The organism is Amycolatopsis deserti (assembly GCF_014653945.1).
In the GTDB taxonomy this organism is placed as follows: domain Bacteria; phylum Actinomycetota; class Actinomycetes; order Mycobacteriales; family Pseudonocardiaceae; genus Amycolatopsis_E; species Amycolatopsis_E deserti.
Map to the genome: position 1 here is coordinate 43650 of NZ_BNAU01000004.1, position 21938 is coordinate 65587.

Sequence of the window (21938 nt, forward strand, 5' to 3'; positions counted from 1 at the left end):
AGCGGCCAGTTCACGCGGGCGCGAACGGTCAGGTCATGCGAGTGCGAGCGGTCCATCCGCGCGCGGAACCACTCCCGCGGGCGCGAGTGGTCACCTCGTGCGGGCGCGAGTGGTCACCTCGTGCAGACACGAGCGGTCCATCCGCGCGCTACCCCTCCGCAGCGTCGGCCGCGCAGTCGCCGCTGGGCCAGTCCTCCTTGAGCAGCTCCAGCGTCTCGTCGCCGAAGGGGTTCACTCCTGGGCCCATCGCTAGGCTGTGCGCGAGGTGCACGTGCAGGCACTTGACCCGCCCCGGCATGCCGCCCGCCGTGACCTCGTGCCCCAGCGGCTCCAGCGCGTCCCGCTGGGCGAGGTACGACTCGTGCGCCCGGCGGTAGGCCGCGGCGAGCTCCTCGTCCACCGCGAGCCGGTCGGTCATCTCCTTCATGATCCCGGACGCCTCGAGCCGCCCGACCAGCGACGTCAGCCGAGGGCACGTCAAGTAGTACAGCGTCGGGAACGGGGTGCCGTTCTCCAGCCGCGGGTTGGTCTGCACGACGGACGGGTGCCCGCTCGGGCAGCGCGCCGCGACCGCCCGCAGCGCACGCGCGGGCCGTCCGAGCTGCTCGGAGATGATGATCCGGTCGGCCTCGGTGACCGGTTCGAACGAGGGCAGGTCCGTCTTGCTCACGAACCCATTGTCGCAGCCACCGACCGCTCACCGCCGACGGTGCTCCACAACCGCGGACACCACGCGCCGTCACCGGAGGCCACCGGGTCCAGCCCCACCAGCTTCCGCGTCCCGGGCGCGACCTCCCGCAACCACCGCCGGCTCAACCGCCGACGGTGCTCCACAACTGCTGGTACCACGCACCGTCGCCGGAGGACACCGGGTCCGGTCGCGCCTCCTCCGCCGCCTTGGGCGCGTCCTCGGGCAGCTGCACCATGTACGGCGTCTCCCCCGGCATCACGTACCGCAGCCGCCGCCGTGCCTCCGCCTCCACCTGCGCCGGGTCGGACACCGCGGCCTTGCGCTGCTCCAGCAGCGCGACGTCGTGCTGCAGCTGCGCCTGCCGCTGCTCCTGTTCGGTCACCTCGGCGCGCTGCGCGAGGTACGTGCGCAACGGCACGGCGACCGTGAACGCCAGCGCGCACACCACGATCGCGAGCACCGCGGCCCGCCGCGTCGTGGACATCCCCAGCACGCGCGCCGCGCCGGCACCGGGCTTCCCCTGGCTCCGGCGCAGGCGCGCCTTCCCGGCGGCGACCCGCCGGGCCAGCTGCGGACGGCGCGCGGGCGCACCCTCCGCACGCCGGGCCGATGAGCCCTCCGTGCGGCGGGGGCGCCTCGCGCGCTGGGTTCCGCGTTGCGTCATCTACCCCGGTCAGCTCTCCGTCGAGAACCGCGGGAACGCCAGCTCACCGGCGTAGCGGGCGGCGTCGCCGAGGGTCTCCTCGATGCGCAGCAGCTGGTTGTACTTCGCCACGCGCTCGCTGCGCGCCGGGGCGCCGGTCTTGATCTGGCCGACTCCCGTCGCGACCGCGAGGTCGGCGATCGTGGTGTCCTCGGTCTCGCCCGAGCGGTGGCTCATCATCGACTTGTAGCCGCTGGAGGTCGCCAGCGCGATCGCGTCGAGGGTCTCCGACAGCGTGCCGATCTGGTTCACCTTGACCAGCAGCGCGTTCGCGGCGCCGCGGTTGATGCCGTCCTCGAGGCGGTCCGGGTTGGTGACGAACAGGTCGTCGCCGACGAGCTGGACGCGGTCGCCGATCTGCTGGGTCAGCGCGACCCAGCCGTCCCAGTCGTCCTCGGCCAGCGGGTCCTCGATCGACACGAGCGGGTAGGCGTCCACCAGCTCGCGGTAGTAGGCGCCCAGCTGCTCGGCGGTCCGCTTGCTGCCCTCGAAGGTGTAGGAGCCGGCGGAGAAGAACTCGGTGGCGGCGACGTCCAGCGCCAGCGCGATGTCGCGGCCCGGAGCGTAACCGGCCTTCTCGATGGCCGTGGTGATCAGGTCCAGCGCCTCGCGGTTGCTGGACAGGCTCGGCGCGAACCCGCCCTCGTCACCGAGACCGGTGGCCAGGCCGCGGCCCTTCAGCACCGACTTGAGCGAGTGGTACACCTCGGTGCCCCAGCGCAGCGCCTCGCGGAAGGACTCCGCGCCGATCGGGGCGATCATGAACTCCTGGATGTCCACGTCGGTGTCGGCGTGCGCGCCACCGTTGAGGATGTTCATCATCGGCACCGGCAGCACGTGCGCGTTCGGGCCGCCCAGGTAGCGGAACAGCTCCAGCTCGGCCGACTCCGCGGCGGCCTTCGCCACCGCGAGGGAAACGCCCAGCAGCGCGTTCGCGCCGAGGCGGGACTTGTCCGGGGTGCCGTCCAGGTCGACCAGCTTCTGGTCCACGATCCGCTGGTCGACGGCGTCGACCCCGGCCAGCTCCGGGCCGATCTCGTCGAGCACCGCGGCGACCGCGCGCTCGACACCCTTGCCGTTGTACCGCTTGGGGTCACCGTCGCGCAGCTCGACGGCCTCGTGTTCGCCGGTGGACGCGCCCGACGGAACGGCGGCCCGCGCCAGCGTGCCGTCGTCGAGAGCCACCTCCACCTCAACGGTCGGGTTGCCACGCGAATCCAGGATCTCGCGCGCGCCTACCTGCTCAATGACCGCCACAACTGCTCCTCATCGGTTTGTCCAGCGAAGACGCGACCAGGGTAGCCGCCATCGCCGTTCACCCGGTGGAGGCACGCGTCACTCGGCGGCCCGGACCTCCTGCCACCCGGACGGCAGATCCGCGGTGTCGGAGATCTGCTGCCAGAACGTCCAGCTGTTGCCCCCGCAGTCCAGCACGGTGAACACGCGCGCGCCGTAGGGCTGGTCCTGCGGCGGCGGCACGTCGCAGCCCTCGCCCAGGGCCGCGCAGACGTGCTCGTACTGCGCGTCGGCGTCGGGCACGTACACGACGTTGAGCTGCCCCACCGGACGGTCCACGCCCTTGGCCTCCCAGTAGTCGGCGCCGACGGCGGCGAGCAGGATCTCGGCGTCACCGGCGGCCACCACGGCCTGGAAGACCTGGCCGGAGGCGTCCACGTAGCGGACCTTCTCGGTGAAGCCGAAGACGCGCACCAGCCAGTCCAGCGCCTCCGTGGCATCCGTGTAGTACAGGTAGGGCGAGAGTCCCAGATACCGCGGTTCTTCGCTCATGACCGGTTAGTGCATCATGCCGCCCCGAGCCACCCTCTTCGCCCCTGCCGAAACCCGCTTGTCGGGGGTAACGTCGATCAGAAGATGGATGACTCAGAGACCCCGCGGGGAACAGCAGGCCGGCACCCGCTGCACGCGTTTCGCGAGGCCGAGGATCTCGTCGAGAAGCGCCGTCCGCTGGACGCGCTCAAGGCGCTGCAACCGGTGCTGGAAAGCGAACCGGACAAGCCGAGCGTCCAACTGCTGGCCGGGCGCGCCTACTTCCACTCCGCGCAGCTCAACCGCGCCGAGCAGGCTCTGACGCGGGTGCTGGAGCTCGATCCGTCCGATCACTACGCGCGGTTCGTGCTGGGACGCACGCTCCAAAGGTTGGGACGGCTGGTCGAAGCTCTGGGACAGCTGCGCATGGCGTGGGCGATGAATCCGGTGCCGGAGTACCAGGACGCGTTGTCCGAGGTGAATGCTCGGGTTCGTCTTCAGGAGAGTTGATCTTCCGGCTGGTTTGTTCGCCGTGTTGGGCGGCGGTTCAAAGATCAAGAGATGTCCTCGCCGGACGGGCAGGCTCCGGGATGACGGGGAATGCAGGCACGTCACCTCGGGTGGGTGGTCGCTGGGTGCAAAGCACGGCGCTGGCGCGCCGCTAGCGGGGGGCGGCCTTGGCGATCGTGGTGGCGGTGTCGAAAATTCGCTGCGCGTCGGGGGCCAGGGGTGGGGCGCTGGTGATCGCGGCCCACCAGCCCTGCGGCGTGGCCAGGTCGGCGCCCGTCGAGCAGAGGGATCTCGCCACGGTCAGCGCCGCGTCGTCGATGTCCTTCGGGTCCGGCTGCTTCCCATCGGCCGTGGCGCGGGCCGACCACTGCTTCCACGTCTCCTCCGGAACCGGGAGCGGGCCGGTGCCGACCGCTTCCACCTGGCCGATCGCGGCGAGCGTGGCCCACGACAGGTGGCATCCGGACCACTCCGCGCGCATCCACATCTCCGCCCGGCCGTAACCGGCGATCAAGCGGGCCGGCAGCTTCGTCGCCGCGGCGACCTCGTTCGACCAGGTGTCCAGCGCCTTCAGGTCCGACTCCCGCGGCCGGTCCTCCGGGGCGAGCCGGGCCGGCGGCGGCGCCGTCGCGCCCACCGGCGGCTCCGAGGTCCGCGCGGCCACCGCCGGCTGGACCGGCTGCGGGTCCTCGCCGGGGCGCGTCACGCCGATGGTCAGGATGAGCACCAGCCCGGTCCCGGCGACCGCCGCCCCGATCAGGACACGCAGTGAAAACCGCCGGATCCGGGCGTCCCCCGGCTGAGTGGGTTCTGCCACCCGAACAGGTTATCCAGTCGCACTGCCGAACGGATCACACAACTTCGTTATCGACCCGTTCCCATGGCGGCTAGCTGCGCAAACACGGAAAGTAGCGCCCGATTTGCGAGGTAACTCCGTTCAGCCGGCCAAGATCGGGATGGACAATCAGGTGAGGCTTACCTAAACCTAAGCCGTCCGATGCGTACAGGGAGGCCCCGTTGCTGTTCTCGAGTTTGCTCATCGGCCTCCGGGAAGGCCTGGAAGCCGCGCTCGTGGTGAGCATCCTCGTCGCCTTCCTCGTGAAGACCGACCGGCGTCCGGCGCTGCGCTGGGTCTGGCCGGGCATCGCCGCGGCCGTGGTCCTCTCGATCGGCGTCGGCGCGATCCTGACCTTCACCACGGCCCAGCTGTCGTTCGAGCAGCAGGAGCTGCTCGGCGGGAGCCTGTCGATCGTGGCGGTCGGGTTCGTCACCGCGATGATCTTCTGGATGCGCAAGGCGTCGAAGAGCATCGCCGCCGAGCTGCGCGGCAAGATGGACGAGGCGCTCGCGGTCGGCCCGCTCGCGGTCCTGCTGCTGTCCTTCCTCGCGGTGGGGCGCGAGGGCCTGGAGACCGCCGTCTTCTTCTACGCCGCCGTGCAGACCGCGCAGGGCGGCACCACGCAGCCGCTGATCGGGTTCGCCGTCGGCATCGCCATCGCGGTCGCCATCGCCTACGGCCTCTACCGCGGCGCGATCCGCTTCGACCTCGGCAAGTTCTTCACGATCACCGGCGTGCTGCTGGTGTTCGTCGCCGCCGGTGTCCTCGGCTACGGCCTGCACGACCTGCAGGAGGCCGGTTTCCTGCCCGGCCTGCACACCCTCGCCTTCGACGCGTCCGCCGCCGTCCCGGAGACCTCGTGGTACGGCGCGCTGCTCAAGGGCGTCTTCAACTACTCGCAACAGACGACCGTGCTCCAGGCCATCGCCTGGATCGCCTACGTCGTGATCGTGCTGCCGCTGTTCCTGCGGCGGCCCGCTGCCAAGACCACCCCCGTGGTGGCCGGTTCCAAGGAGTGACCTTGCGCAAGACCCCCCTCGCCGCCGCGGGACTCGGCGCGCTGCTCGCGCTGTCCGCCTGCTCCGGCGGTGCCCAGAACACCACCGCCGCGGGCGGCCCGATCACCGTCGACGCCACCGACACCGCGTGCACCGTGTCGGCGACGACCGCGAACGCCGGCCACCTGACGTTCGAGGTGACCAACAAGGGCACCAAGGTCACCGAGTTCTACCTCTACGCCGAGGGCGACCGGATCATGGGCGAGGTCGAGAACATCGCCCCCGGTCTGACCCGGAAGCTGACCGTCGAGGTGCCCGACGCCGGCACCTACCAGACCGCGTGCAAGCCGGGCATGTCCGGCGACGGCATCCGCGGCGCGTTCACCGTCACCGGCGGCGCCACGCGCCAGGCCGACGCGAACACGAAGCTGGGTGACGCCGCCAAGAGCTACGCCACCTACGTCGCCGGCCAGAGCGACGCGCTGCTGACCGAGACGCAGAAGTTCGCCGACGCCGTCAAGTCCGGCAACGTCGCCGACGCCAAGGCCCGCTACGCCCCGACCCGCGTGTACTACGAGCGCATCGAGCCGGTCGCGGAAAAGTTCGGCGACCTCGACCCGGCCATCGACGTCCGCGAGGCCGACCTCGAGGAGGGCCAGCAGTTCACCGGCTTCCACCGGCTGGAGAAGGACCTGTGGGTCACCGGGCTGCAGGCCGACAGCGCGCAGATCGCCGACAAGCTCGTCGCCGACGTGACCACCCTCGTGACGCAGGCCAAGACGATCGAGCTGTCCCCGCTCGACCTCGCCAACGGCGCCAAGGAACTGCTCGACGAGGTCGCCACCGGCAAGATCACCGGCGAGGAGGAGACCTTCTCGCACACCGATCTGTGGGACTTCCAGGCCAACCTGGACGGCTCCGAGGCCGCGATCCAGGCGCTGCGACCGGTCCTGCAGGAGCGCGACCCGCAGCTGGTGTCCGAAGTGGACGCCCAGTTCAAGAACGTGCAGACCCTGCTGGACGCGCAGCGCGCCGGTGACGGGTTCAAGTACTACACCGACCTGACGCAGGACCAGATCCGCGAGCTCGCCTCCGCCGTGGACGCGCTGAGCGAGCCGCTGAGCAAGACCGCGGAGGTCGTGGCGCGATGACGCGGGTGTCCCGGCGCCGGCTGCTGGGGATCGCGGGTGCCGGCGTCGCTCTCGCCGGAGCCGGCGCGGCGGCCGGCGCCGGGATCGACCACGAGCTGTCCACCTCCGAAGCGCAGGCCACGCCGGACATCGTGCCGTTCCACGGCGAGCACCAGGCCGGGATCGTCACGCCCGCGCAGGAGCACCTGCACTTCGCCGCGCTCGACGTGACCACGAAGGACCGGGCGAAGCTGGTTTCCTTGCTGCGCAAGTGGACCGACGCCGCGCGCCGCATGACCGGCGGACAGGAGGTCGTCCCGGGCGGCGCGGTGGGTGGCGCGGGTGCCGCCCCGCCCGGCGACACCGGGGAGGCGCTCGACCTGCCCGCGGCGTCGCTGACCCTGACCATCGGGTTCGGCCCGTCGCTGTTCGACGACCGGTTCGGGCTCGCGGACCGGCGTCCCGCCGCGCTGGCCGACCTGCCGGCGTTCCCGAAGGACAACCTCGACCCCGCGCGCAGCGGCGGCGACCTGTGCATCCAGGCGTGCGCGAACGACCCGCAGGTGGCCGTGCACGCCGTGCGGAACCTGGTGCGGATCGGGTTCGGCACGACCGAGGTGCGGTGGTCGCAGCTCGGGTTCGGGCGCAGCGCTTCGACGTCGACGTCGCAAGCGACGCCGCGGAACCTGTTCGGCTTCAAGGACGGGACGAACAACCTCAAGGCCGAGGACCCGGCGGCGCTCGCGCAGCACGTGTGGGTCGCGCCGGGTGACGGGCCGGACTGGATGACCGGCGGGAGCTACCTGGTCGCGCGGCGGATCCGGATGCACATCGAGACGTGGGACCGGACATCGCTGGACGAGCAGGAGCAGGTCGTCGGCCGCGCGAAGGGCACCGGGGCGCCGCTCGGGCAATCCGCCGAGTTCGACCCGGTGGACCTGCACGTCGGCGGCGCGAACGGCGAACCGCTGATCGCGACGGACGCCCACATCCGGCTGGCGTCCGCGGAGAACCTGAACGGCGCGCGGATCCTGCGGCGCGGCTACAACTTCGTCGACGGCTCGGACGGCGTCGGGCACCTCGAGGCGGGGCTGTTCTTCATCTGCTTCAACCGCGACCCGCGCACGCAGTTCGTGCCGATGCAGAAGGCGTTGTCGGCGAAGGACGCGATGATGGAGTACATCGAGCACACCGGCTCGGCGCTGTTCGCTGTGCCGCCCGGCGTGACCGAGACCGGCTACTGGGGCGAGTCGCTGTTCGGCTGAGGCCAGTGGGCGCGCCACGCGTCGGCGTCCATCGCCGCCGGGTCCAGGCCGGCCGCGCGGGCCGACTTCTCCGCCGCGCGCACGTCCGCCGCGAACCGCTTCGCCACCGCGCGCAGCTCGCCCTCCGGGTCGACGCCGGAGCGCCGTGCGGAAGCGGCCAGCCGGAACAGCTGCTCGGCGGACGAGTCGCCGCCGGGGAACAGGTCCGCGGGCAGCCCGGCGCGGCCGGTGCGCTGCCCCAGCTTGCCCGCCAGCGCCACCGCGGGCTGACCGAGCGCCACACCGTCCACACTGGACTCACGCCGCTTCTCGGCCTGCTTCAGCTCCTCCCAGCGCACCTGCTGGTGCGCGGCGGTGTGCACGCGCTCGGCGTCGGTGAACACGTGCGGATGCCTGCCGACCAGCTTGGCGACCAGCGCGGCGGCCACCGCGTCGATGTCGAACGGGTCGGCGGCGTCCTCGGCCGCGACGCGCGCGTGGAAGAGCACCTGGAGCAGCACGTCGCCCAGCTCCTCGCGCAGCGCGGCGCGGTCACCCTCCTCGATCGCGTCCAGCAGCTCGTAGGTCTCCTCGACCAGGTACTGCCGCAGCGAGTCGTGCGTCTGCTCGGCGTCCCACGGGCAACCGCCCGGCGAGCGCAGCCGGTCCATCACCTTCGCGGCCTCGACCAGGCCCGCCCCCGACGGCTGCGCGATCACCCGCGAACCGGCCCGCACCAGCGCTTCCACCGCGGGATCCGCGGCGTCCGCGGCGAACAGCACCACCGGACCGGGCTCGGCGGCCAGGTCGTCCGGAGCCGGCTTCGCGCCCAGCAGATCGGCCAGCTCAGTGTCGATGCCCGACGCGTACACCGCGTGCGCGCCACGCAGGAACGGCACGGCCGCCGGCGGGATCCCGGCGTCCGGGTAGGGCAGGAGCACGACCGTCACGGCTGCGCGGCACCCTTCACCGGCACCACGACGCCGGTGGTCTCGGCGCTGCTCGGAGCGAGGTTCATGGCCACAGGATCCCACACGCCGTAGCGCGGGTTGATGCGAACGCCGGCCTCCTCGACGTACGGCTGGAGCAGCCGCTGCCCGATCGCCGCGAGCTGCGCCGGCGACGGCTGCACGGCCTGCTCGCCCGACGACGGCGCGTTCAGGTTCCGCTCGCGCACGATCGCGACGATCCACACCGCCTGTTCCTGGCTCGGCTGGAACGCGACCACCGTGCCCGGCGGCACCCCGAACAGGACCAGCGTGGCGAGGTCCGGGGCCTGCGCGGCGGGAACCGCTTCACCGACGCTCGTCCGGACCCCGGCCGCCGCGTCGGCGCGGATGACCTCGGCGGCCGCGGTCGGGCTCGCGGCCATCTGCTCCGCCTTGGCGATCGCCCGCTCCCGCCGGTCGAGCGGCTGGGCGCCGCCGAGGTCGGAGGACACCGAGGTGTAGTCGAAGGTGACCGACATGCGGTCGAGGTACTTCTGGCCCAGCGCCTGCAGCAGGAGGCTGTCGGTGATCACCTCGCGGTGGTCGCGCACACGGTTGGCGATCTGCTGCGCCAGCTGGGACGGATCCGCGCCGGCCGTCGACACCGGGTCGGCCAGCGGATCGTCGGCGAGGAACTGGTCGAGCAGCCGCGGGTCGATCGCCAGGCCCTCGCGCTGGGCGGCGCGGGCGAGGACGTCGTGGACCACCATCTGGCGCACGAGCTCGCGGCCGAGCAGGTCCAGCTTGTGCTGCTGGGACAGCTGCTGCGCGGCCGGCTGCTCCAGCACGGCCTTGTCCAGCAGGTCCTGCACCTGGTCGACGGCGATCTCGCGGTCGCTGAAGATCACCGCGGCGCCCACCTGGCTCGGCCCGGACCCGCACCCGGCGAGCAGCAGGCAGGCAGCGAGCGCGGCGAGCACCGACCGGGAGCGACCCATGATCCGCATCACACCGCGTACCCTCTCATACCCGACCCGAACGGGCGAACCTCACTGCCCGTCCGGCCATCGCACGTGCGCGTCGTGCTCGGGGTGCTTGCGCAGGTAGGCCGCGATGAACGGGCATAGCGGCACGATGGTCTTCCCGCGCCGCACCGCGTCCTCGATCGCCGCGGACGCCAGCTTCGAACCGAGCCCCTGCCCGGAGAACGCGTCGTCGATCTCGGTGTGGGTGAAGATCACGTTGTCGCCGCGCTCGCGGTACTCGGCGAACCCGCCCAGCTTGTCCTCGACGAAGATCTCGTAGCGGCTCTTCTCTTCGTTCCGCGTGACCACGGGTTCTCCTAACCGACGGGGGCGGGCTTCTTGGTCAAGTTGATCAGTAGCTTGGTGCACCAGTCCAGCAACGCTTCGTCACGCAACGCGGGTGCGCCCATGCGGCCGCCGGCCGGCCCCTCGGTCGGCTTGGGCACCGACACCATCCGCATCGCGGCCTTGTAGTTCGCCTTCGGGTACAGGCGGTTGAGCCGGACCATCTGGGAGTCCATCAGCTCCAGCGGCGCGAACCGGATGTTGTTGCCCTGCGCGGAAACTTCCGTGACACCCGCCGAACGGCAGACGTGCCGGAACCGCGCGACCGCGAGCAGCCGCTGCACCGGGGCGGGCGGCTGGCCGTAGCGGTCGATCAGCTCCTCCTCGACCGCGCGCAGCTCGTCGTCGTCCACCGCGGCCGCGATCTTGCGGTAGGCCTCCAGCCGCAGCCGCTCGCCGGGGACGTAGTCGTGCGGGATGTGCGCGTCCACCGGCAGGTCCACGCGGACCTCGCGCAGCTCCTCCTCCTCGGCCGGCGCGTCACCGGCGCTGCGGCGGAACACGTCCACCGCCTCGCCGACCAGCCGCACGTACAGGTCGAAGCCGACGCCCGCGATGTGCCCGGACTGCTCGGCGCCCAGGATGTTGCCCGCGCCGCGGATCTCCAGGTCCTTCATCGCGACCGCCATGCCCGCGCCCAGCTCGGTGTTCTGCGCGATCGTCGCGAGCCGGTCGTGCGCCGTCTCGGTCAGCGGGGTCTCCGGCGGGTACAGGAAGTAGGCGTACCCGCGCTCCCGCCCCCGGCCGACGCGACCGCGGAGCTGGTGCAGCTGCGCCAGCCCGAGCAGGTCGCCGCGCTCGACGATCAGCGTGTTCGCGTTCGAGATGTCCAGGCCGGTCTCCACGATCGTGGTGCAGACCAGCACGTCGTACTCGCGCTCCCAGAAGCCCTGGATGATCTTTTCGAGCTTCTCCTCGTTCATCTGGCCGTGCGCGGTGACCACCCGCGCCTCGGGCACCAGCTCGCGGATGCGGCGCGCGGCCTTCTCGATCGAGGACACCCGGTTGTGCACGTAGAACACCTGGCCGTCGCGCAGCAGCTCACGCCGGATGGCGGCACCGACCTGCTTGTCGTCGTAGGCGCCGACGTAGGTCAGGATTGGGTGCCGGTCCTCCGGCGGGGTCAGGATCGTGGACATCTCGCGGATACCGGCCAGCGACATCTCCAGCGTCCGCGGGATCGGCGTGGCCGACATGGTCAGCACGTCGACGTGCGTGCGCAGCGCCTTGATGTGCTCCTTGTGCTCGACGCCGAACCGCTGCTCCTCGTCGACGATGACCAGGCCGAGGTCCTTGTAGCGGATGCCGGTCTGCAGCAGGCGGTGCGTGCCGATCACGATGTCCACCGTGCCGTCGGCCAGCCCGGCCAGCGTCGCCTCCGCCTCGATCTTGTCGGTGAACCGGGACAGGCCCTTGATCGTCACCGGGAACGACGCCATGCGCTGGCTGAACGTGTTGAGGTGCTGCTGGGCCAGCAGGGTGGTGGGCACCAGCACGGCGACCTGCTTGCCGTCCTGCACCGCCTTGAACGCCGCGCGCACCGCGATCTCGGTCTTGCCGTAGCCGACGTCACCGCAGATCACGCGGTCCATCGGCACTCCGCGCTCCATGTCCGCCTTGACCTCGTCGATCGCGGCGAGCTGGTCGTTGGTCTCGGTGAACGGGAACGCGTCCTCCAGCTCGCGCTGCCACGGCGTGTCCGGGCCGAACGGGTGGCCCGGCGAGGCCTGGCGGGCGGCGTAGAGCTGCACCAGCTCGGCGGCGATCTCCTTGACCGCCTTGCGCGCCTTGGCCTTGGTGTTCTTCCAGTCCGAGCCGCCCAGCTTGTTCAGCGTGGGCAGCTCACCGCCGACGTAGCGGGACACCTCGTCGAGCTGGTCGCTCGGCACGTACAGCCGGTCGCCCGGGTGGCCGCGCTTGGACGAGGCGTACTCCAGCACCAGGTACTCGCGGGTGGCGCCGCCGACGGTGCGCTGCACCATCTCCACGAACCGGCCGATGCCGTGCTGGTCGTGCACCACGTAGTCGCCCGGCTTGAGCGCCAGCGGGTCGACGGCGTTGCGGCGGCGCGAGGGCATCTTCGCGCCCAGGTCGCGGGTCGCCGATCCGGCCGTGGCGCCGCGGCCGGTCAGGTCGGCCTCGGTGAGCACGACCAGCCGCAGCTCGGGTGCGACGAACCCCTCGGCGAGGCCACCGCAGGCGACCGTCACGATGCCCGGCGCGGGTTGGTCGTGGAGGCCGTCGGCAGCGTGCGTGGCGGAGATCCCGGCCGTGGACAGCTGCTCGACCGCGCGGGTGGCGGTGCCGTGCCCGGCCACCACCAGCACCGCGGTGCCGCCCGCGGCGAGGTGGGCGCGCAGGTCGGTGACCGCGCGCTCCAGGTCACCGCGGTAGGCGGGCGAGGCCTCCACGCCGATCTGGATGACGTCGGCGTCCTCGCTGGTCAGCTGCGACAGCGTCCACCACGGGCGGCCGGTCTCGCCGGCGTGCTTGGCGACCTCTTCCAGGTTGCGGTAGGCGGAGGCGCCCAGGTCGATCGGGGCCTGGCCCCCGCCGGCGGCCGACATCCAGGACGCTTCGAGGAACTCCTGGCCGGTGCGCACCAGATCGGCGGCGCGGGCGCGGATCTTCTCCGGATCGGCCAGCACGACGTGGGTGCCTTCGGGCATGGCGTCGGTGAGCAGCTCCAGCTCGCCCTCGCACAGCACCGGGATGAGGGCCTCCATGCCCTCGACCGGGATGCCGCCGGCCAGCTTGGTGAGCATCTCGGCCAGCTGCGCGTCGGCCGCGTACTGCTCGGCCAGCTCACCGGCGCGCGCCTTCACGTCCGGCGTGAGCAGCAGCTCGCGGCACGGCGGGGCGTAGACGTAGGACAGTTCGCCGGGCAGCGACCGCTGGTCCGACACCGCGAACGCGCGGACCTCGCTGACCTCGTCGCCCCAGAACTCGACGCGGTACGGGTGGTCGGCCGTCGGCGGGAAGACGTCCAGGATGCCGCCGCGCACGGCGAACTCGCCGCGCTTCTCCACCATGTCCACGCGCGTGTAGGCCAGTTCGACCAGCCGGTCCAGCAGACCCTCGAACTCCTCCTCCTCGCCGACGCGCAGCTCGACCGGCGCGAGGCTGCCCAGGCCCGGCGCCATCGGCTGGATCAGGCTGCGGACCGTGGCCACCACCACGCGCGGGGCGCGGTCGGTGTGCAGGCGGTGCAGCACGTCCAGGCGGCGGCCGACGGTGTCCGCGCGCGGGGACAGGCGCTCGTGCGGCAGCGTCTCCCAGGACGGGAAGTCGGCCACCGCGTCCGCGCCGATCAGGCTCGCCAGCGCGGCCGTCAGCTCCTCGGCCTCGCGGCCGGTCGCGGTGACGGCCAGCACCGGGCGGCCCGCACCGGCGTCGGCGGCCAGAGCCGCGACCACCAGCTGGCGGGTGGCCGTGGCGCCGGACAGTTCCAGCAGGGGCGCGCCGGCCCGCTCGACCACCGCGCGCAGGGCGGGGTCGGGCAGGACGGCGGAGAGCAGGCCGGACAACTGCGGGTCGGTCACGGAAACGATCTCCCTGGAGCACGCGGGCACACCCCTGCCCGGGTTCACGGAGGGATCAGGGGCTCTCGGGTTCCAGGGTACGTCGCAGGGGCGACAAAATTTCGGCGAGTCCCGCGAGCTGGTGGTCGATCTCGTGCGGGTCGAGGGCCGCGATGCGCAGCAGGATGTGCCGCGCCCCGGCGTCGGCGAAGCGCCTGAGCTGGGCGATCACCTCGTCCGGGCCGCCGGCGATCATCACCTGGATCCGGCCCACCCAGTCGAGTGATGCCTGGTAGGTCGCCTGGCAGTACTCCTCCAGCGCGCCGGTCCCCTCGCCGAGGTGGACGGTCGCGAAGAGGGCGGGCGTGACGTCGCGGCCGTGCTCGCGGATGGTGGCCAGGCCGCTCGCGTAGTCGGCCGGGTCGGGCGGGTAGGGCAGCCAGCCGTCGTAGAGCTGTCCGGCGCGGCGCAGCGCGGCCGGGGTGAAGCCGGCGAGCCAGACCGGTGGGCCGCCCGGCTGGGCCGGGCGCGGCACCTCGGGCAGCCAGTCGTAGTGCAGGACCTTGCCGTGGAAGGACTTCGGGTGGCCGGTCCACAGCTGCTTCCACAGCGCGACGGTGTCGTCGAGGTGCGAGAAGCGGGTCTTGAAGTCCACGCCGATCAGGTCGAACTCGTGCTCGCTGCGGCCGGGGAAGCCGGCGCCGACGCCGAGGATCAGGCGCCCGCCGGAGACGAGGTCGAGGGAGGAGATCGTGAGCGCCGCCTGGGCGGGGTGGCGGTAGGCGGGGATGAGGGTCGCGGTGCCGAGCCGGACGGTTTCGGTGGCCTGCGCGACGGCGGTGAGCAGGGTCAGCGGTTCGACCCGGGCGCGCGACAGCGAGTCGCCCACCCAGACCGAGTCGAAGCCGAGGCGCTCGGCGCGCACGGCGATGTCCACGATGTCGCCCACGGAGCCGCCGGCCTCGAGCTGGGCCTGCCCGGCGGGGAGGAGTAGTCCGATCTGCATGCCCCGAGACTCGCCGCGCCGCGGTATGACGGCAATTCCCGCCCGGGAATGATCAGGCGGGCCCGCCGGGGCCGAGGTCGAACGGCTGCCGCACCGGCAGGTCGGGCTGCTCGGTCTCCACGACCTCCACCAGCTCGTCCGGCCGGACGCGCGGCGGCAGCTCGCCGAACCGCGCGAAGCGGAGGAAGTCCAGCTCTTCGTCAGTGAACCGCTCGGACACCGGCACCTCCAGTCGGTCATTCCCCGCGGGGAATGGCGGGCAGTGCGCTCCCGGGAGTAAGCATGCGGGGTGACGACGGCATTCGGAAGTGCCCTCAAGGACTGGCGCACCCGGCGGCGCCTGTCGCAGCTGGAGCTCGCCCTGCGCGCGGGCACCACGCAGCGGCACGTCAGCTTCATGGAGAGCGGCCGGTCGGTGCCCGGGCGGGGCATGGTCGTGCGCGTCGCCGAGTCGCTGCAACTGCCGCTGCGCGAACGCAACGCGCTCCTGCTCAGCGCCGGTTACGCCCCCACCTACCCGGAGACCGACCTGTCCGATCCGGCGCTGCGGCCCGTGCTCGACGCGCTGGAGCGGCTCCTCGACGGGCACGAGCCGTACCCGGCGATCGTGGTGGACCGGTTCGGCGACCTGGTCGCGATCAACAAGGCGGCCGGCATCCTCACCGAGGGTGCCGCGCCCGAGCTGCTCGAGCCGCCGGTCAACGTGCTGCGCCTGGCCCTGCACCCGCGGGGCATGGCGCCGCGGATCGTGAACTTCGACGACTGGGCGCGGCACGTGCTGGAGCGGCCGCGCCAGGAACAGGCGAAGGCGCCGCACCCGCGGCACGCGGAGCTGCTCGCCGAGCTGGAGAGCTACCTGCCCGGCCCGCCGAACCTGGACGCCGACCACCTCGGGTTCGCCGTGCCGCTGGTGCTGCGCACGTCGCGCGGCGAGATGCGGCTGCTCACCGCGATCACCACGTTCGCCACGGCCGTCGACGTGACGGTCTCGGAGCTGCGGCTGGAAACGTTCCTGCCCGCCGACGACGAGACCGCCCACATCTTCACCGGGCAACGGGCACAATGACCGCATGCGCCGCATTGGGCTCGTACTGCTCGCCGGGCTCGCCGTCACGGCTTGTTCGTCTTCGCCCGCCCAGGATCTGCCCTCGACGCCGGTCACGGTCGCCGCGCCGACCACGGTCAGCGGGCAGAGCCTCGCGCTGAAGGTGGACGTCGTCGCCGGCGGCCTGCAGCACGGCTGGGACGTCGGCTTCCTGCCGGACGGCTCGATGCTCGTCACCCAGCGCCCCGGGCGGCTCACGCTGGTCGAGGGCACCGCGGTCAGCCAGGTCGCCGCCGACTTCTCCGACGTGTGGGCCCGCGGCGAGGGCGGCCTGATGGGCATGGTCGTGCACCCCGACTTCGCCACCAGCCGCCAGTTCACCACCTGCCAGACGCACCAGGAGAACGGCCGCGCGGTCGACATCCGGCTGGTCACCTGGTCGCTGTCGGCCGACAAGCGCAGCGCCACCAAGGTGCGCGACCTGCTGACCGGGCTGCCGGTCAACCAGAGCGGACGGCACTCCGGGTGCCGCCCGGAGATCGCCGCCGACGGGGCGCTGCTCGTCGGCACCGGCGACACCGCCCGGCCGGACGTGTCGCAGGACCGGCACAGCCTCGGCGGCAAGGTGCTGCGCATCGACCTGCACACCGGCGCGCCGCTGCCGGACAACCCGTTCATCTCCTCGGCCGACCCCAACGAGCAGCGGATCTACAGCTACGGGCACCGCAACATCCAGGGCGTGGCCGTGCGACCGGGCACCGGCCAGATCTTCGCCGCCGAGCACGGGCCGACGTTCGACGACGAAGTCAACCTGATCCGGGCCGGCGGCAACTACGGCTGGGACCCGTCGCGGGGCGGCACCGTCGACTCCTACGACGAGGACGTGCCGATGACCGACCTGCAGCGGTTCCCGGACGCCGTCCGGCCACTGTGGACCTCCGGCGAGATCACCGAGGCGATCTGCGGCGCGGCCTTCGTCTCCGGGCCGCAGTGGGGCGCGCTGGACGGCAGGCTCGCCGTGGTGGCGCTCAAGGGCCAGAAGATGCTGATGTTCACCCTGGACCCGGCGGGCGCGGTCACCGAGGTCTACCTGCCCGCCGAGTTCGACGACACCTACGGCCGGCTGCGCGCGGTGCGCAGCGGCCCGGACGGCGCCCTGTACGTGACGACGTCCGACGGCAGCGACGACAAGGTCCTGCGCATCACACCGGCTGCTTGACCCGCGCGGACCGGTTGCTCAGCAGGTAGCCCACCGCGATGACCGCCGCCACGATCGGCGTGACGTAGAGCGCGACCCGGGTGTCCTCGCTGAACCCGAGCAGCACCACGACCAGCGCGAGGAACGCCAGCGCGAGGTAACCGGTCCACGGCGCGCCCGGCATGCGGAACTCCGACGCGGGCAGCTCGCCGCGGTCGCTGCGGCGGCGGTAGCGCAGCTGGCAGACCACGATGATGCCCCAGGTCCACAACACACCGACGGTGGCGACGCTGGTGATGTAGGCGAACGCCTTCTCCGGCACGAACGCGTTGATCAGGATGCCCGCCGCCATGACGACCGCCGACGCCGTGATGCTCACCGCGGGCACCTGCCGCTTCGACAGCCGGGTGAACGCCGACGGCGCGGACCGGTGGATCGCGAGGGTGCGCAGCATCCGGCCGGTCGAGTAGATACCCGAGTTGCACGACGACAGCGCGGCGGTCAGCACGACGAACTGGATGATCCCGGCTGCGCCGTGGATGCCCACCGCGTCGAAGGCCCGCACGAACGGGCTCTCGCCCTCGTGGAACTCCGTCCACGGCACCAGCGACAGCAGCACGACCAGCGCGCCGACGTAGAACACGCCGATCCGCACCATGACGCTGTTGATCGCCTTGGGCAGCACGACCCGCGGGTTCTCCGCCTCCCCCGCGGTCAACCCGATCAGCTCGACGCCCAGGTAGGCGAACATGACGCTCTGCAACGCCAGCAGCGCGCTGCCCGCGCCGTGCGGCAGGAACCCGCCGTCGCTGACCAGGTGCGCGAACGAGGCGTGCTCACCGGCCGGGCCGATGCCGAAGACGATGACCGCGAGGCCGAGGACGATCGCCCCGACGATGGTCACCACCTTGATCATGGAGAACCAGAACTCGAACTCGCCGAACACCTTGACCGAGATCAGGTTGGCCAGGAACAACAGCCCGAGCACGACGGCGGCGGTGACCCACTGCGGCACCTTCGGGAACCAGTACTGCACGTAGATCCCGGCCGCGGTGATCTCCGCCATCGCGGTGACCACCCACATCAGCCAGTACACCCACCCGGTGGCGAACCCGGCGAAGCGGCCGACGAACTCCTCGGCGTAGTCGACGAAACTGCGCGACACCGGCCGGTACATCAGCAGCTCGCCGAGCGCGCGCATGATCAGGAAGATGACCACGCCCGCGACGGCGTAGGAGGCGATCAGCGCGGGCCCGGACGTCTCGATCGCCGCACCGGCGCCGAGGAACAGCCCGGTCCCGATCGCGCCGCCGATCGCCATCATGCTGATCTGCCGGTTCTTCAGCCCCCGGGCGTAACCCTCGTCGGTTCCCTGGTCGCTCATGGCCCTCCCGTCTAACGGCTGGTCCAGACCCTAACGCGGGCTTCACGGGCGGCGGCTTGGGGCGGTTTGTAATGGTCGAATTCTGATGATAGATTTCGACTATGCCACGTCGCGCACTGGAAAACCCCCTGGTCCTCCCGGTTCTGGGGCTCCTGCTCGAGTCGCCGATGCACCCGTACCAGGTGTTCACGGAGTTGCGTGCCCGCAGCGCGAGCGCCATCAACCGGGGCACGCTGTACGACGTCGTGGAGGCGCTCGCCGCCGCGGAGTGGATCGCCCCGCGGGGCACCGAGCGCAGTGGCAACCGCCCGGAGCGGACCGTCTACGCGCTCACCGACGGTGGCCGCGACGAGCTGGTGCGCAGGCTGGACAGCCGGATCCGCGAGCCGAAGCGGGAGTTCCCGGAGTTCCTCGGCGCGATCGCCTACGTCGGCGCGCTCGGCCCGGAGGGCGCCGTCGCCGCGCTCACCGAGCGCGCGCAGCGGTTGTCCGAACGGGCGGACGCCGATCAGGAGCGGCTGACCGCGGTGCTGGACAGCGGCGTGCCGCGCCTGCACGTCATCGAGGCCGAGTACGCGCTCCACCAGACCCGCGCCGAGATCGCGTGGGTGGAGAACCTCGTCAGCGAGATCCGTGAAGGCTCGCTGACCTGGCCGTGAAAGGACCGACCATGCTCTTCGGCATCTACCCCGGCGGCGTCACCGGAACCGGCTCCGGTGAGCTGGCCGGCGGGCCGCCCGACGATCCGGCGCGGATCCGCCAGGCGCTCACCGCGTTGCAGGGATAAGGACCGTTCCTCGTCCGCGCCTACCTCGGGTTCGACGACTCCACCTCCGACGGTCCACATGAGACAGCGGCGCTCGCGGACGCGGCGCAGTACACCGGCGACGGCCGCGTGCTGGACCTCGTCGCGCAGTACCAGGCCCCGAGCGGGGATGTGGACGGCTACCGCGCGTTCGTGCGGCGGCTGGTCGAGCAGTACGGCGCGGTGACCGGCACGCTGCAGATCACCGAGGAGCCGAACGTGCCGGGCAACCCGACACTCGACGGCTACTACCCGCGCGTCACCGAAGCGATCGTGGCCGGCGTCGCCGCGGCCAAGGAGCGGGCGGCCGAACTCGGACACGACCTCCGGGTCGGCTTCAACACCACCCCGCTGTTCGGGCCGGGCGAGTCGTTCGTCGCGGACCTGGCGAAGGCGGGCGGCGCGCAGTTCGTGCGCCAGGTGGACTACGTCGGCCTGGACTTCTTCCCGGACGTCTTCCGCCCCGTCGACCCGGCCGAGCTGGCCGCGGCTGTGACGGGCCTGCTGCGCCACCACCGCGAGAACGTCCTGACGCCGGCCGGTCTCGGTGACGTCCCGCTGCACATCACCGAGCACGGCTGGCCGACCGGCCCGGACCGCCCCGCTGAACGGCAGGCCGAAGTGGTGGAGACGGTGATCCGGGCCGCCGCGGACGCGGGCGTGAGCTGCTACACCCACTTCTCCCTGCGGGACGCGGACAGCGCGAACCCCGGCCTGTTCCACCAGTTCGGCCTCCTGCGGGACGACTACACCCCGAAGCCCGCCTTCGACACCTACCGGAAGCTGATCACCGAGTTCACCAGGTGACCGGCAGCTCGTGCACGCCGTAGATGTTCATGTCGGTGCGCAGCTTCACCTCGTTCGCGGGGATGGCGAGCCGGAGGTCCGGGAAGCGGCGCAGCAGCCCGCCGAACCCGGCCCGCATCTCCAGGCGGGCCAGCTGCTGCCCCAGGCACTGGTGGATGCCGTGCCCGAACGACATGTGCCCGCGGGCGTTGCGGTGGACGTCCAGGGCGTCGGGTTCGTCGAAGCGCCGGGGGTCGCGGTTGGCCGACAGCAGCGAGACGACGACCGTCGATCCCTTCGGAATCGTTTCGCCGCCGAGTTCGAGGTCCTCCGTGGCGTAGCGGTAGAAGACGTCGGCGACCGAGAGGTAACGCAGGAGTTCCTCGACCGCGCCGGGCACCAGGTCCGGGTCCGCCCGCAGTTCGGCCATCTGCTCGGGGTGCTCCAGCAGCGCGAAGGTGCCCAGTCCCAGCATGTTGGCGGTGGTCTCGTGCCCGGCGAGCAGCAGCAGGAACGCGATGCCGGTCAGCTCCTCGATGCTGAGGTCGTCCTGGCGGGCCAGGTCGGACAGGATGTCCTCGCCGGGCTCGGCGCGCTTGCGGGTGACCAGCTCGGCCAGGTACCCGGTGAGCGCGCCGACCACGGCGATCTTCTCCTCCAGCTCGATGTCCTTGACCATGAACCGCGCGGCGTTGTGCTGGAACGTCGCCCGGTCCTCGTACGGGACGCCGAGCAGCTCGCAGATCACCAGCGACGGCACCGGCAGCGCGAACTCCCTGACCAGGTCGACCGGCGGGGTGAGGCGCGCCATCGCGTCCAGGTGCCGCTCGGCGATCTCGTTGATGTGCTCTTCCAGCTGCTTCATCCGCTTGACCGTGAACGCGCCGGTGAGCCGGCGCCGCAGCCGGGTGTGGTCCGGCGGGTCCATCGAGATGAACACACCCGGCATCTGCGGGGACGGCTCGGTCTGCGGCGGCATGCCCGGGGTCGGGTACGGCACGTGGATGACACCGAGGTCCAGCCGGGAGCTGAACCGGGTGTCGGCCAGCACCTGGCGGACCTCGTCGTAGCCGGTGACGAGCCAGCCCTCGTGGCCGTCCGGGAAGACCAGCGGGCAGACCGGGCGGGACTCGCGCAGCCGGGTGAACGCGCTGGGCGGGTCGAAGGGACCGGCGTCGCGATCCGTGGGCAGGCCGTTCGGGATGGGAACCGTCTGAGTCACCGGATGTCCTTTCGTGGCGGTTGCTGCACCCACGATCAGCGGCCCGGCTGACACCCGGCTGACACGGCTCTGACACGACCGTCAGGTTCGCGGGCGGTCGGCGAGCTTGAGCCACACGACGCCGGCGATGATCACCGCGAGCCAGCACGCCTTGGCCGCGGTGAGGGTCTCGTCGAAGAAGACCGGGCCGAGCAGCGCGGCCCCGGCGGCGCCGATGCCGGCCCAGACCGCGTAGCCGATGCCCACGTCGATGGAGCGCAGGGCCAGGCTCAGCGCGAACAGCGTGAGCAGGAAGAACACGACCGCGACGAGCGACCAGGAGAGCACGGTGAAGCCCTGGCTGCCGCCCACGGACAGGGCGTAGCCGACCTCGAAGACGCCGGCGAGCAGGAGGACGAGCCACGCGCGGGCCCGGTTCCGGCGGGTGGTGGTGTTCGTGCGGGTGGCGGTGCCGGTCGACATGTCAGGCCGCTCCGCTCAGCTGGAGGCCGACGACGCCGGCGATGACGGCGGCGATGCCCAGGACCTTGCGCCAGTCGAGGCGCTGGCCGAAGAGGAGCACGCCGAGGACGACGATCCCGACGCCGGCGACGGAGGTCCAGATCGCGTAGCCGACACCGACGTCGAAGGTCAGCAGCGCCAGGCTGAGCAGGTAGGTGGCGATGCCACCGCTGACCAGCGTGGCGGCGGTCCAGCCTGGCCGGGTGAAGCCCTGTGCCTTGCCCGCGGAGATGGCGACGGTGATCTCGAAGACGACCGCGACGCCGAGGTAGAGCCAATGCACGGCGGAT

Annotated in this window: 23 protein-coding genes; 8 read left to right on the forward strand and 15 right to left on the reverse strand. The window is 71.7% G+C overall.

The genetic code is table 11. From position 1 onward, the window contains the following. Positions 1-148: 148 nt before the first annotated feature. The 4 genes from IE290_RS18110 to IE290_RS18125 form a co-directional block, all read right to left on the reverse strand. On the reverse strand, positions 149-670 hold the full coding sequence (locus IE290_RS18110; protein WP_191245824.1) for a DUF501 domain-containing protein: 522 nt from the start codon (positions 668-670) through the stop codon (positions 149-151). 142 nt (positions 671-812) lie between these two features. Further along, positions 813-1355: an FtsB family cell division protein gene (locus tag IE290_RS18115; protein WP_191245825.1), complete on the reverse strand. Its 543-nt coding sequence runs from the start codon at positions 1353-1355 to the stop codon at positions 813-815. Between the two features lie 9 nt (positions 1356-1364). After that, positions 1365-2651: a phosphopyruvate hydratase gene (eno, locus tag IE290_RS18120; RefSeq protein ID WP_191245826.1), complete on the reverse strand. Its 1287-nt coding sequence runs from the start codon at positions 2649-2651 to the stop codon at positions 1365-1367. 78 nt (positions 2652-2729) lie between these two features. Further along, on the reverse strand, positions 2730-3182 hold the full coding sequence (locus IE290_RS18125; RefSeq protein ID WP_191245827.1) for a VOC family protein: 453 nt from the start codon (positions 3180-3182) through the stop codon (positions 2730-2732). A gap of 84 nt (positions 3183-3266) precedes the next feature. Between IE290_RS18125 and IE290_RS18130 the strand changes: the two genes are divergently transcribed. Then, positions 3267-3671, forward strand: a complete 405-nt coding sequence (locus IE290_RS18130) for a tetratricopeptide repeat protein (protein WP_191245828.1) — start codon at positions 3267-3269, stop codon at positions 3669-3671. Between the two features lie 151 nt (positions 3672-3822). Here IE290_RS18130 and IE290_RS18135 read toward each other — a convergent pair whose 3' ends face one another. Beyond that, on the reverse strand, positions 3823-4488 hold the full coding sequence (locus tag IE290_RS18135) for a lysozyme family protein (protein WP_191245829.1): 666 nt from the start codon (positions 4486-4488) through the stop codon (positions 3823-3825). 200 nt (positions 4489-4688) lie between these two features. Here IE290_RS18135 and efeU point away from each other — a divergent pair, with 200 nt between their 5' ends. The 3 genes from efeU to efeB are packed head-to-tail and all read left to right on the forward strand — an operon-like array spanning position 4689 to position 7902. Then, positions 4689-5528 (forward strand): iron uptake transporter permease EfeU, encoded by an 840-nt coding sequence (gene efeU / locus IE290_RS18140; protein WP_191245830.1) that lies wholly within the window; start codon positions 4689-4691, stop codon positions 5526-5528. Beyond that, complete coding sequence (gene efeO / locus IE290_RS18145) at positions 5525-6658, forward strand: iron uptake system protein EfeO (RefSeq protein WP_191245831.1); 1134 nt, start codon at positions 5525-5527, stop codon at positions 6656-6658. Before efeU ends, efeO begins: the two co-directional genes overlap by 4 nt. Next, complete coding sequence (gene efeB, locus IE290_RS18150; protein ID WP_191245832.1) at positions 6655-7902, forward strand: iron uptake transporter deferrochelatase/peroxidase subunit; 1248 nt, start codon at positions 6655-6657, stop codon at positions 7900-7902. The genes efeO and efeB overlap by 4 nt, the downstream gene beginning before the upstream one ends. On the opposite strand, the gene IE290_RS18155 is transcribed toward efeB, so the two are convergent. The 6 genes from IE290_RS18155 to IE290_RS18180 are packed head-to-tail and all read right to left on the reverse strand — an operon-like array spanning position 7875 to position 14927. Then, complete coding sequence (locus IE290_RS18155; protein WP_191245833.1) at positions 7875-8831, reverse strand: nucleoside triphosphate pyrophosphohydrolase; 957 nt, start codon at positions 8829-8831, stop codon at positions 7875-7877. The two genes, efeB and IE290_RS18155, sit on opposite strands and share 28 nt — an antisense overlap. Beyond that, entirely contained in the window at positions 8828-9808 is a 981-nt protein-coding gene (locus IE290_RS18160; protein ID WP_229874579.1) for a hypothetical protein, read from the reverse strand. Before IE290_RS18160 ends, IE290_RS18155 begins: the two co-directional genes overlap by 4 nt. A 51-nt stretch (positions 9809-9859) precedes the next feature. Continuing rightward, positions 9860-10144, reverse strand: a complete 285-nt coding sequence (locus IE290_RS18165; protein ID WP_191245835.1) for a GNAT family N-acetyltransferase — start codon at positions 10142-10144, stop codon at positions 9860-9862. 8 nt (positions 10145-10152) lie between these two features. Next, complete coding sequence (gene mfd, locus IE290_RS18170) at positions 10153-13722, reverse strand: transcription-repair coupling factor (protein ID WP_373300465.1); 3570 nt, start codon at positions 13720-13722, stop codon at positions 10153-10155. 55 nt (positions 13723-13777) lie between these two features. Next, a complete protein-coding gene (locus tag IE290_RS18175) occupies positions 13778-14707 on the reverse strand; it encodes an LLM class flavin-dependent oxidoreductase (protein ID WP_191245836.1) in 930 nt (309 codons plus the stop codon). 52 nt (positions 14708-14759) lie between these two features. Continuing rightward, positions 14760-14927, reverse strand: a complete 168-nt coding sequence (locus IE290_RS18180; protein WP_191245837.1) for a hypothetical protein — start codon at positions 14925-14927, stop codon at positions 14760-14762. A gap of 69 nt (positions 14928-14996) precedes the next feature. On the opposite strand from IE290_RS18180, the gene IE290_RS18185 reads away from it, so the two are divergent. Then, positions 14997-15773: a helix-turn-helix transcriptional regulator gene (locus IE290_RS18185; RefSeq protein WP_191245838.1), complete on the forward strand. Its 777-nt coding sequence runs from the start codon at positions 14997-14999 to the stop codon at positions 15771-15773. Positions 15774-15777: 4 nt separating this feature from the next. After that, complete coding sequence (locus IE290_RS18190) at positions 15778-16971, forward strand: PQQ-dependent sugar dehydrogenase (RefSeq protein WP_191245839.1); 1194 nt, start codon at positions 15778-15780, stop codon at positions 16969-16971. Here IE290_RS18190 and IE290_RS18195 read toward each other — a convergent pair. Beyond that, a complete protein-coding gene (locus IE290_RS18195) occupies positions 16955-18334 on the reverse strand; it encodes an amino acid permease (protein ID WP_191245840.1) in 1380 nt (459 codons plus the stop codon). The two genes, IE290_RS18190 and IE290_RS18195, sit on opposite strands and share 17 nt — an antisense overlap. Before the next feature lie 101 nt (positions 18335-18435). On the opposite strand from IE290_RS18195, the gene IE290_RS18200 reads away from it, so the two are divergent. Together IE290_RS18200 and IE290_RS18205 are read left to right on the forward strand one after the other, a co-directional pair. Beyond that, the gene (locus IE290_RS18200; protein ID WP_191245841.1) at positions 18436-18993 is read left to right on the forward strand and encodes a PadR family transcriptional regulator; all 558 of its coding nucleotides are present in this window, start codon (positions 18436-18438) and stop codon (positions 18991-18993) included. A gap of 236 nt (positions 18994-19229) precedes the next feature. Then, positions 19230-19946, forward strand: coding sequence for a glycoside hydrolase family protein (locus IE290_RS18205; protein ID WP_229874580.1), 717 nt, complete (start codon positions 19230-19232; stop codon positions 19944-19946). Here IE290_RS18205 and IE290_RS18210 read toward each other — a convergent pair. The 3 genes from IE290_RS18210 to IE290_RS18220 all read right to left on the reverse strand — a co-directional run bounded on the left by IE290_RS18210 (position 19936) and on the right by IE290_RS18220 (position 21931). Continuing rightward, on the reverse strand, positions 19936-21147 hold the full coding sequence (locus tag IE290_RS18210; RefSeq protein ID WP_191245842.1) for a cytochrome P450: 1212 nt from the start codon (positions 21145-21147) through the stop codon (positions 19936-19938). The genes IE290_RS18205 and IE290_RS18210 overlap by 11 nt on opposite strands. Before the next feature lie 81 nt (positions 21148-21228). Further along, on the reverse strand, positions 21229-21609 hold the full coding sequence (locus IE290_RS18215; RefSeq protein ID WP_191245843.1) for a DMT family transporter: 381 nt from the start codon (positions 21607-21609) through the stop codon (positions 21229-21231). Position 21610: 1 nt separating this feature from the next. Beyond that, positions 21611-21931 (reverse strand): DMT family transporter, encoded by a 321-nt coding sequence (locus IE290_RS18220; protein WP_191245844.1) that lies wholly within the window; start codon positions 21929-21931, stop codon positions 21611-21613. Positions 21932-21938 lie beyond the last annotated feature (7 nt).